Here is an 11,096-nt window from a genome sequence, read left to right as displayed (position 1 = left end):
TGCCTGAGACGGTGCTCGATCGGCTTCCACGCTCGCTTTCCGGCGGCCAGCGCCAGCGCGTTTCGATTGCGCGCGCACTCGCCCTCAAACCATCCATACTGGTCTGCGACGAACCGCTCAGCGCGCTCGACGTTTCGATCCGAGCGCAGATCGTCAACCTGTTCACGTCGCTGCAGAAGCAGCTTGGTCTGACCATTGTCATTGTCGCGCATGATCTGGCTATCGTGCGCGAGGTCTGCTCCGACGTGACGGTAATGTATCTCGGCCGCATCGCGGAGGCCGGCCTGACCCGCCCGCTGTTTCGCGAACCGGCCCATCCCTACAGCCAGGCGCTGCTGTCGGCCGTTCCTTCTCCCGATCCCCGCATCGAAGCGGGACGCCGCCGGATCATTCTCGCCGGCGACCCACCGAGCCCAAGCGCGCCGCCTCCGGGGTGTCGATTCAACACGCGCTGTCCGGTGGCGATCGATGTCTGCCGGGTCGAGGAACCGATGCTGCGATCCGTACCGCATGGCGGCGTTGCAGCCTGTCATTTGACCGACACAGACCATGTCCCAAGCTTCTAAAGCTCGATCAATATGAGCAAGGCAAATTGATAACGGCACGGGGGTGCGGGCAAAGCTGCAGTACATTATTGGCGTTTCGCAGTCATGGTCCCGACCCTGGTTGTATCTCGGCGCTGGTGTTCACCATCATCGAACTGCCGCCCGGGAACCATTTCGAGAGCTACGCCGCCGGAATGCGCGCAGCGCGAAGGCGTCGAGATGGCAAGCGGAACGCCTGCGAGCCGAATACGGTTTCGACCAGCCGCCCGTCCTTCGCGACTTCTACTGGGTCGGCGGCATGGGGCTGTTGATTTCGGACCTTGCTCTGACGCTCCTATATCCTCGCATTCGGCTTCAGGGGAAAGGCTAGAAGTGAGTACCGACAACAGGCACATTCCCGTCGAGACGGTGCGCGTGGCGTAACTGCTGTTTCGAAAAGCAGCACATTCTTTAGGCAGGCGCTTCTTTCCGCGTTTTCGTCACCCGATCCCCAAATCCGGGCGGGCCGCCGCGTAATCTTATGGACGATCCGCCTAAAGTGTTTAGCCCAAGCAACCCGCTTTCAGGCTTCCGTTTCAATACGCGCTTCCCCGTGACGGTCGATGTCTGCCGTGTGGAGGCACTGGCACTGCGCCACGTTCACATGGTGGCGTGCCACCTTGCTGCCCAAAACCGGGCCTATTACTTCAGCAGCAATCATCAACCGTGACCTCAGTGAATCGTCGAAACGTGACCGCAGGACTTAACTACTGATTAACGTCATGATGCAAAATGGGTTTATGCGGATTACCGGCTCAGATTGGCGCATGCGTCGCCTGATCGTCACCATCATCGCACTTGCTGTGATGATGGTGTCGTTCGCGACGCATCCGAACGCGCTTCATGGAGTTGACAACTCTCGGCTGGAAATCAGCCATGTTCATGACGGCGACGATACCTACAGTGACGAGGTGTCACACCAGGGTACCCACCACGATCATCATGCTGAGATGATCTTCGATGGCGGGGTCGATTTTGTCGGCTCGTCGATGAAGTATGGCAGAGTGTTCGATCGAACTACCGCCTCAGATGTTTCAATCGCGCTTGATCGTCCGCCGGACTCCGCTCGGTGCTGACGCACTGAGCGCAAACGTCTAGGCGCGCGACGCGCCTCTTTCAATTTCGCTCGGTGCTCACCGTCGATCTGTCACGATCGACCGTTTTTGCCCGAGCGGAAATCCATCACCATGTTTGCTGCAGCCGCACATGCGCGTAGAGCAATTCTACGCAATTTCGATCTCATTGGTTACGAGCCAGACCCTGTCGCCTGGCGATCGATAAAGATGGGCGTCAAGAGAGACCTTCAAGCCCAGCTCTTACGCCCGAACACTCCCATTCCGCCGCGGCGGAACCTTCCCAGATATCTCCGGGCAATCCACAACGAGACCGGATCTCTCGCCAAGGCGATAGTTTCATCCGTTCATGACGGGGCGTGGACATCCAGCGGCGGATCATTCCGGCTGGCGGAAGAACTCGGTTTCGATCTTGTTTCGGAAGCGAACCAGCGTTTCGAGTCAAACGGCATTCTGCGCTACCTTGAGATCGGCGGTGCCTGGGCTGGGCTTAATAAGACCGGCGAAGGCCGATCGCGCGATGTCGCGGGGTTGGCGAGACATTTCGATCACGCTATCGGCCGAAGGGTCTTTCTCCATTTCACGAATCTCACGCGGTGGCATCAAACTTTGCCGAATGGATTGGTCGAGCATCCTTTCGTCACTGCCGCCGGCCTATCCGTTTTGGAAGAGCAGGGCATTCGGAATGCAACTGTCGACATTCTCTATTCGCAGGCTGCAGTCTATTTCGAGACTGATCCAAAGTCCTTGATGAATGCCGCGTCGGCGTTGTTGCGAAACGGGGGCCTGCTGATCTTCAACCACCAACCTGAATATAGCGAGCTGCTTAAGTTCCGCGCGCTGGCGAACGGCTTGGTGCAAACCAGACAACGTGATCTTGGTGGCATGAACGGCATCGTCGTCGCGTTCGAAAAGCAGGACGCTCCTTCGGTAGAAGACCGCCGACAATCCAGCGAAGGACGGCATGCGCCCAACTTGAAGCGCCGTCTAACCGAAGGCGAATTGAGATGAAAACAGTATCCAAGAAATGGAACGCAGTCGCTTCGTCCCTCGTCTTTGCTGTGGCTGCATTGCTCTCCGTGGCGGTAGTGCCTGCCGCGGCGAGTTCCGGCGGCCAGGGTGCATTTGTCTCAGAATTGTGGTCAGAGGCGAAGGCGCGAGGCATACCGCGCGATGTGTTCGACGACGCATTGGGCAACTTTGAGCTCAGCCCTCGGATCATGGAATTGACGAAAGAGCAGCCGGAAACGGTGTCAACCGTCAAGGACTACGTTGAAAAACGCGTGAGCGCTCAACGAATCGAGACCGGGCGGATTCGGTTGGCAGAATGGGTGGCCGAACTTGGGCGGATCGAAAAGGCGTACGGTGTTCCAGCCGAGGTCATTGTTTCGATATGGGGAATCGAAACGAATTATGGTGGATTTGTCGGCGGCAGCAACGTCGTGCAAGCGCTCGCCACGCTGACCCATGAAGGTTATCGCGGTAAGTATTTTCGAGGCGAGTTAATGACTGCTCTCGAAATCCTCCGCGACGGCCATGTTCGTCCCGAACAGATGGTCGGGTCGTGGGCCGGAGCTATGGGGCAGACACAATTTATGCCGTCGAGCTTTGTCACCTATGCCGTAGACTTCAGCGGCGACGGCCGCGCGGACATCTGGAACACGATCCCAGATGCCCTGGCATCGTCTGCGAATTACCTCAAGCAGAACGGTTGGCGGCACGGCGAAGCCTGGGGCTACGAGGTGAAGCTGCCGGCCGATTTCGATTACGCCAAGGCGTGGACCTTGGATCGTACTTCACTGCGAGAGTGGCAGCGTATCGGCGTCGAACGCGCAGACGGCAAGCGCTTCCCGCGTTCCGCCGATCCGGCAAGGTTTTTTCTGCCCGCGGGAGCCACTGGACCAGCATTTCTGTTGCTTCGGAACTTCGATGTCATCAAACGGTACAACAACTCCGACAGCTATGCGCTGTCCGTTGCCCACCTTGCCGACCAAATTGCCGGCGGACAGCCTTTTCTCTCGGAATGGCCTACAGGCGTCCTCCCCCTCTCGGCCTCCGAAAGGCGGGAACTCCAGGCTCTTTTAGTGGAACGCGGGTTCGACGTGGGGGAGATCGATGGACGCATCGGCCAATTGACTAGACAGGCGATCGCGCGCTTCCAGCGGCAGCAGAATATGCGCCCGGACGCCTTTCCGACTAGGCGATTGCTGCAACAACTCCGGGCCAGCGCCCAAAACGCCCTGTTTGTTGAGTGAAACGATGAACAGGAGGAGTTTTTTGATCGGAGCGGGCGCGACTGCGCTCGTCGCGAACAAGGCGGCGGCGCAGGAAGCAACTGCGAGCACGGTGGCGGCCCGTGTGGCCGAAGCAGAACAGCAAATCGTTCGCCGTCGCGCAGGAGGCGATTCCATTCCGGCCGAATGGGTGGTGGAAAGGCTGGGGGTCGGACTGTCGAAGCGTGATCGACACATCGCGGCCTTTCATATCGTTCGGAATGTCCCCTACAAGCTGACTGCCTGGAAGGGTGATCCCGACAGCCTGTTCACGCTCGGTCGGGGAGATTGCCGACACAAGTCTGCGGCATTCCTGCGCCTCATGCGTGCCTGGGACTTTCACGCTCGGCCGGTACAAGTTCCTTTTGATTGGGCAGATCTGCCCGTACCTCGTTCTGTCCTCCAGCCGCTTCTGGAAACCCGCGGGATTCACGACAGCGTCGAAGTGAGGATCGATGGCGCCATGGCTTTGGTCGATCCGACTTGGGATCCGCCGCTGGGCGCGGCAGGATTCCCAGTCCTCGCAGACTGGGACGGAATCGGGCCGACTCTCGGGATCACGAGCAAAGCTGACACAATCGTCCGTCGCGGAGACGTAGAAGCCGGAACCGATCTCTATTCCTATTTCGGAATCAACTGGCCGGAGCGGGACCGCACATTGGCTTTCAACCGCGCTTTGAATGCCTGGACCGACGAGGTTCGCGCTCGCATCGGCTCAGCGAAGGGTTAACACAATGGCTAATTCTCTCCCCCATGTGGGCAATCGAGCGAAGCAGGCGCGGTTTCGAGTGGCTTTGGTGATGGCCGTTTTTGCCTGCCTCTTCAGTACAATCGGCATACGATTGGTATGGCTTGGAAATCAGAGCGGACCGGAACGCACGTATCCTGTCGTTCCGCCCCCGGTCGCGCGCCCAGACATCGTCGACAGACAAGGCGCCACGCTCGCAATGGATATACCAAGTCTGTCCGTATACGCGGAGCCGCGCCGCATCCTGGATCTGGACGAGGCGGTGGAAGGATTGATGGCGGTCTTCCCAGACCTGGACATGTTGGACCTTCGAAAACGTCTTGAAGGCAACGCCGCTTTCACTTGGATCAAACGGGTAGCGACACCCGCCCAGAAGGACAGGTTGTGGACCCTCGGAATTCCGGGCGTCGGATTCCGCGACGAGACCAAGCGGCTCTACACCAACGGCACGACCGGCGCACATGTTCTCGGATCTGTGAATGTCGACAATGTCGGCGTTGCGGGCATTGAACGCTGGATCGACGAGCAGGGCCTGAAGGATCTCAGAGAAACCGGCTTGAACCTCGACCGAAGCGATCTTGCTCCTGTCATTCTCAGCGTGGATTTGCGCGTTCAACACGCTTTGACTGACGAACTGACGAAGGCGATCAAGCGTTTCGATGCCCTTGCCGGAGCTGGCCTGATCCTCGATGTCAGGAACGGCGAAGTCATCGCGCTGGCGTCGTTACCGGATTTTGATCCCAACTCCCCGGCCGATGCGCTGAACCCTGACCGGATCAACCGCATCAACGTAGGCACCTATGAGATGGGCTCCACATTCAAGGCAATGACAACGGCCATGGCCTTGGAATCGGGAGCATTCAATATCCATTCCATGCTTGACGCCCGTGAGCCATTGCGGTTCGGACGCATGGCAATTCGTGACTATCGCGGCCAGAACCGCCCGCTCAACGTACCGGAAGCGTTTATCCATTCCTCCAACATTGCCATGGCCCGGATGGCGCTTGGCGTCGGTATAGACAAGCATCAGGCATTCCTAGGATCCTTGGGCCAATTTGACCGCCTAGTCACGGAACTCCCAGAAAACGCGCAGCCAATCCTTCCTGCCAAATGGGGGGAGCTCACCACGGCCACCGCAGCCTTCGGACACGGTATAGCGGTGGCACCGCTACAAGCTGCGATGGCGATTACGGCCCTGGTGAATGGCGGCGATCTTATCCGCCCGACTTTCATCAAGGGGACCTCGATTGAAGGCCGTATCATACGGCGAAACGTCATTACCCGCCAAACCGGCGAGGCCATGCGTTTCTTGATGCGCCTTAATGCGGAAATAGGTTCCGCCAAAAAGGCTGATGTGCCGGGCTACTTCATCGGAGGCAAGACAGGCACATCGGAAAAGGTCGTCAACGGCCGTTATTCGAGCGACCGCGTACTAACATCGTTCATGGGTGTAGCGCCGGCCGATAAGCCAAGATATCTGTTTCTTACGATCCTTGACGAGCCAAAGCCGCTTCCCGAAACGTTTGGTTTTAGGACATCCGGGTGGAATGCCGTACCAGTGACGGGTGAGATCATGAAGCGAGCGCTTCCTCTCTTATCTGTCGTCCCATACCGGGAGCCCCCGGTGAACCCATTTCCGGAGATGGTCATGTTAGGAGCATGGGGGATTGAACGCTTCTTACCTAAAGATCCTTTCTTCGATCTAGTTGCCGCGGAACGCTCGACCGCTCCTATAGGATGCAAGTCATCCCAAACACAGGCTAACGCGGTTTCCACCCCTACCGGGGGGCAGTTTGAGTGCAACTAACTGATCGTATGAATAGATGCCGCAAAGCGGCGCACTCTTATCGAGAATTCAACGTCGAGGGCAATTTATGAGAAAGAACAGCGCACCGCGTGTCTGCCTCGCCTGCAAGCGTCAATTGCCAAAGGCGGCGGTGCGCTGTCCTTGGTGCAATGGTAGGGAACCGTCCGACGGCGACAAAAAAGAAATGGTAGCCACATGGTCGACAGGTCTCTCGCAGATCGCGCCGGCTAGTCGAATTCGCCATGCGCATCCTGCGCGAGTGCAAGTGCATGCCGGGAAACCGGCTTCACCTGGTCCGGACCCAATGTGCGGCGATGCCAACTCGATGGAATGGGCGATGGCATGGATGGAAAAGAAGAAACCGCCCAAGGGCAAGGTTGGCTTCATGTACATGTTGTCCGGCGGTACCGATGGCAGCAACACCGATCCCTATGCGACGAAGCCCGAGGAAGGCAACAATTGGATAGAGACCGGCCCGTGTGATGATCGTCAATGCCATGGACATGATGGCGGGCTATCCGGTCGATCCCAAGCCTGACAAATCCAAGCCCTATGTGAATGGCCGGGCATGCCCTACGCACATCTCATGATCCCAGTTAAGTAGCTGAAAAGGAGTCACGCGGGCGCCAACGCTTGTTCGCCCGCGCTTGTCCTGATCATCACAAACGCTTGCGGCGTCCGTGACCTGCAATCGAGAGTCTCGGCAGGCAGGCCTACGCGCTTCTCAGGAATCCCATCTTGGCCTAGCCCGTCATCAGGGGATCAGATGGGTCGCTCGTCACGAAACCATCAAAGGATCGAAGAAATCGCGGGCTCGCCAGGCGCAGCGCGATATTTGGAATAACGATGAATTGCATGGGCAGGCGGCTGGTACGGTGCGGCAGCCGTGATCGTGATATTGCTTCTGATCGGGTATGCGGCTGGGTGCTTTGGCGGCACACCGCCACCAGCGCCCCAGCGGTAAGCGTGCTCTGCTTGCGGTTGCCCGGTTTCGGGGACGATGCGAATTGGACGCATTTGCCGTCCAAAGAACTGCAAGCGCCTTTAGGCTCCAAAGAGATGCGCTAAACATCTTGGATTCGAACGCGCAGCAGTTTTGCCGAATTCAGGAACACCAGGACATCTGGCCCCAAGTGCAAAATCGCTGCCTGGATGGGACCGATCCAGCCCATCAGCGCTGCGGTAATGCCTAAAACGTGCACAACACCGACACCGACGAAGATATTTTCCTGAATTGTCCGGTAAGCGCGTCGCGCAATCGCGCGGGCGCTGACAATTCTTGCCAGATCATCCTTCATCAATGCAATATCGGCGGCTTCCAGCGCTGCCTGCGTGCCGCCGCCGCCCATCGCAATGCCGACATCGGCGCGTGCAAGCGCCGGCGCATCGTTAATCCCGTCGCCGACCATCGCCACGCGATGGCCCTGCTTTTGCAGTTCGGCGATGGCGGCGACCTTGTCCTGCGGCATCAGATTGGCACGCACTTCATCCACGCCGAGTTCCTTGGCGATGGTCCGCGCCGTGGCCTCATTGTCACCCGTCACCATCACCATGCGCTTGATCCCGGTTGCACGGAGCTTTGCCAGCGCTTCGCGCGCACCTAGTCGCAATGTGTCGGCAATCAGAATCACGCCCGCGAATTTCCCATCGACCGCGACGTGAACCGGCGTCTGTCCGCCCTTTTCGATCGCATCGGAAAGCGGCACGCCGGCCTCGCGCAGCAACGATGCATTCCCGACCAGCACGGTGCGTCCGGAGACCGTCGCCTTCACACCGCGCGCCTGCAACTGCTCGTACTGTTCCGGTTCCGGGACATCGATTTTGATCCGGGCGGCATAGTCGACGACCGCTTTCGCCAAGGGGTGAGCGGAGCGCCGATCGGCGGCGGCGGCAAGGCTGATCAGATCAGCTTCCGAAAGCGTGCCGTCCTGCATCTCCACGCCGACAACCTCCGGTTTGTTCGCCGTCAGGGTGCCTGTCTTGTCGAACACCAGGACGTCGACCTTGGCCAAAGACTCCAGATAGACGCCCCCCTTGACCAGAATTCCACTGCGTGCGGCTCGCGCGATGGCTGCGATAATCACCAGAGGAGTCGCCAATCCGAGTTCGGCAGGCGATGTGAAAATCAGCAGAGTGACGATCATCCGAACGTCGCGGGTATAAAGATAAACCGCAACGAGGAAGATCAGCACGACGGGGATCAGCCATGACGCGACCTTATCCGCCAGTTTCTGGACGGGTGCCTGTTCCGCTTCGGCATTCTCGACCAGACTGATAATACGGGCAAAGGTGGTGTCGGCACCAACCTTCTCGGTCTCGATGTCCAGGGCGCCGGATTCGACGAAGGTTCCGGCAAACACACCGGCGCCGTTGCTCTTGTCCTTCGGAATGCTCTCTCCTGTGATCGATGCTTCGTTGACCGAAGCCGCTCCACCGACGACGGTGCCGTCGACCGGGATCTTCTCGCCGGCCCGCACCAAGACAACGTCGCCTGCGCGCAGATTCTCGATCGGGACCTTGCGTTCGCCACCTGCGTCCCGCATAAGCGCCACCTGCGGCACCGAGCCGATCAGGTCTTTGATCGAGGCTCGCGCTCGTTCCATATTCAGATCAGCGATGAACTCCGCGATCAAAATGATTACCATGAGGACCGCGCCGGCGACGCTCTCGCCCCCGATCAGAGCCACCACCGTGGCAATGGTGATGAATATCTCGGTACCGATCTTGTGCTCTTTTACGAGGTCAACGGCGCCGGTCTTGACGAGCGGATACAAGCCGATGGCAACGGCCACCCATAAGGCTTGTATTGGAATGAGCTGCTGCCAATACAGCAACGCCATCAAGCCGGTAAACAGGATGCGCGCGACTTCGAACCAACGTTCGCGCGTCATCAACAGTCGCCAACCCGATGGAGGCGCTTTAGGCGCCAGTGCAACGCTTTCGGTGTTTGCTATCACGGATTTCATGATTGGCTCGCTATTTCGGATTGCGGTCTTGGCTTGAAGCATGAGCGCATCAGGCTCCCGCGGCGGATCGTCCTGTCCAGCCATGGTAACCGACATAGAGGTCCACGGCGATGATGAGAATGCTGAAGAAATAGGGAGCCCAGCGTGACGGTCGAGATCCGCGACCAACGCCTGGTCGCGCAGGACGCTCAGGGCAGCGGCGGCCCCGACCGTGACGAGAGTGATTGCAAGGCCGATCGAGAAGCACAGCACCAGGGAGTGCATGATCGGGGGGGCACCCGTGTGCTCTGGAAGACGGGCTAGACCACGCCGGTGCCCTGTTCAGGCAAGCCCATGCGGGCCTCGATCGATTGCGACAGGCTGCCACGAATTTGTATTGCACTAGATGTGAGCTTGATGTCGATGTAGTTCCCTTCTCGTGATGGTCAGCGTTACTTCTCTGTCACCGCGATTCCGCCAGAACCAACCGTGATTTCCATCTAAGGCGGCTTCAATGGCATCTTCGTCAGCGGGAACGCTGCGACCCTTTTCGTAGCTTACGAACTGCCCGCCATCTCCGTGCGTCTCGAAGTTCACCACGCCACCGTCAGCTGTCCAGGAAAAGTTTGCCTTGGCACCCTGCCGCCTCACGAGCTTGACTTCGGCACCCTGGCCTGGCGCCAACGTGAAGGATAGCTCGTCTTGCCTTCCCTGGCCGGATCGAGGCTTCCGAGGTTGCTTCGGTGACAGGCGCTGGCGCTGGCGGCCCGGCCGCGCGTGCTGATCGCCGACGAGCGGACGACGGCGCTCGACGCCACCGTCCAGGCGCAAATCCTGGAGCTCATCCGTCAGATCCAGCGCGAGGACGGCATCGCGGTCGTGCTGATCACGCACGATATCGGCGTGGTCGCTTCCGTCGCCGACCGCGTCATCGTCCTTTACGCCGGCCAGGTGGCGGAGGAGGGGACGGCGATGGATGTGCTGACCCGGCCGGTCCATCCCTATACGCGCGGGCTGCTCGCATCGGTGCCGGATTTTCGTGCCGACGAGCGCGCGGCGACCCGCGAGATACCGGGCCTGCCGCCAAACCAGATCCGGCTGGAACCGGGTTGCCGGTTTGCCGAGCGCTGCGAACTGGTAGAAGCCGGTTGCCGGCAGCACCGGCCGCCGCTGCAGACGATATCCGCGTCGACAAGCCCGCACCGCGTGGCTTGCCCGGTCGTGCTGAAACGAGAGGGGATCGCCGTCCATGTCTGATGCCGCGGCAATCGAGGTCAAGGGATTGAAGGTGCATTTCGCCAACCGTTCGGGCACCGGCGCGGTGCGGGCGGTCGATGGCATAGACCTGACGGTCGCGCGCGGCGCGTTCCACGGCATTGTCGGCGAGTCCGGCTGCGGCAAGACCACGCTGGCGCGCACCATCGTCGGTTTGCAGAAGGAGAGCGAAGGCACCGTCCTGATTGGGGGAAGGGATCGCGCCGAATGGCTGAAATCGGACAGGAAGTCGTTCAGCCGCGAAGTCCAGTTCGTCTTCCAGGACCCGTTGGGGTCGATGAGCCGCCGCCAGAGCGTCTACCAGACGCTGGAGGAGCCGCTGCAGATCCATCGCTTCGGCTCGTCAGTCGAGCGCCGGCGCCGCATCGCCGAGCTTCTGGACCTGGTTGCA

Annotated in this window: 10 protein-coding genes and 1 pseudogene; 10 read left to right on the top strand and 1 reads right to left on the bottom strand. The window is 59.5% G+C overall.

The window, feature by feature from the left end; genetic code table 11:
- The 8 genes and pseudogenes from NKJ89_RS34890 to NKJ89_RS34855 form a co-directional block, all read left to right on the top strand.
- On the top strand, positions 1–566 hold a 566-nt coding region (locus tag NKJ89_RS34890; protein WP_352608960.1), incomplete at its 5' end, for an oligopeptide/dipeptide ABC transporter ATP-binding protein.
- Between the two features lie 84 nt (positions 567–650).
- Positions 651–846, top strand: a pseudogene (locus NKJ89_RS34885) (ABC transporter permease); the annotation flags it as partial.
- Between the two features lie 505 nt (positions 847–1,351).
- A complete protein-coding gene (locus NKJ89_RS34880; RefSeq protein WP_352608959.1) occupies positions 1,352–1,660 on the top strand; it encodes a hypothetical protein in 309 nt (102 codons plus the stop codon).
- A gap of 111 nt (positions 1,661–1,771) precedes the next feature.
- Positions 1,772–2,668 carry a hypothetical protein gene (locus NKJ89_RS34875; protein WP_352608958.1) on the top strand — a complete coding sequence of 299 codons (897 nt, stop codon included), beginning with the start codon at positions 1,772–1,774 and terminating at the stop codon, positions 2,666–2,668.
- Positions 2,665–3,912, top strand: coding sequence for a lytic murein transglycosylase (locus tag NKJ89_RS34870; protein ID WP_352608957.1), 1,248 nt, complete (start codon positions 2,665–2,667; stop codon positions 3,910–3,912). Before NKJ89_RS34875 ends, NKJ89_RS34870 begins: the two co-directional genes overlap by 4 nt.
- Positions 3,913–3,934: 22 nt before the next feature.
- Positions 3,935–4,660, top strand: a complete 726-nt coding sequence (locus tag NKJ89_RS34865) for a transglutaminase domain-containing protein (protein ID WP_352608956.1) — start codon at positions 3,935–3,937, stop codon at positions 4,658–4,660.
- A gap of 4 nt (positions 4,661–4,664) precedes the next feature.
- The gene (locus NKJ89_RS34860; protein ID WP_352608955.1) at positions 4,665–6,485 is read left to right on the top strand and encodes a peptidoglycan D,D-transpeptidase FtsI family protein; all 1,821 of its coding nucleotides are present in this window, start codon (positions 4,665–4,667) and stop codon (positions 6,483–6,485) included.
- Between the two features lie 67 nt (positions 6,486–6,552).
- Positions 6,553–7,023: a hypothetical protein gene (locus NKJ89_RS34855; RefSeq protein WP_352608954.1), complete on the top strand. Its 471-nt coding sequence runs from the start codon at positions 6,553–6,555 to the stop codon at positions 7,021–7,023.
- A 526-nt stretch (positions 7,024–7,549) separates the two neighbouring features.
- Here the strand turns inward: NKJ89_RS34855 and NKJ89_RS34850 are convergent.
- Positions 7,550–9,715 (bottom strand): heavy metal translocating P-type ATPase, encoded by a 2,166-nt coding sequence (locus tag NKJ89_RS34850; RefSeq protein ID WP_352608953.1) that lies wholly within the window; start codon positions 9,713–9,715, stop codon positions 7,550–7,552.
- Positions 9,716–10,207: 492 nt separating this feature from the next.
- Between NKJ89_RS34850 and NKJ89_RS34845 the strand changes: the two genes are divergently transcribed.
- Positions 10,208–10,687, top strand: a complete 480-nt coding sequence (locus NKJ89_RS34845) for an oligopeptide/dipeptide ABC transporter ATP-binding protein (protein WP_352608951.1) — start codon at positions 10,208–10,210, stop codon at positions 10,685–10,687.
- Positions 10,680–11,096: ATP-binding cassette domain-containing protein (locus tag NKJ89_RS34840; RefSeq protein ID WP_352608950.1), on the top strand; the 417-nt coding region annotated here is incomplete at its 3' end. The genes NKJ89_RS34845 and NKJ89_RS34840, both read left to right, overlap by 8 nt.

This window comes from Mesorhizobium sp. M0047 (genome assembly GCF_040323315.1).
In the GTDB taxonomy this organism is placed as follows: Bacteria; Pseudomonadota; Alphaproteobacteria; order Rhizobiales; family Rhizobiaceae; genus Mesorhizobium.
This window is presented reverse-complemented; position numbering and strand designations above follow the sequence as displayed.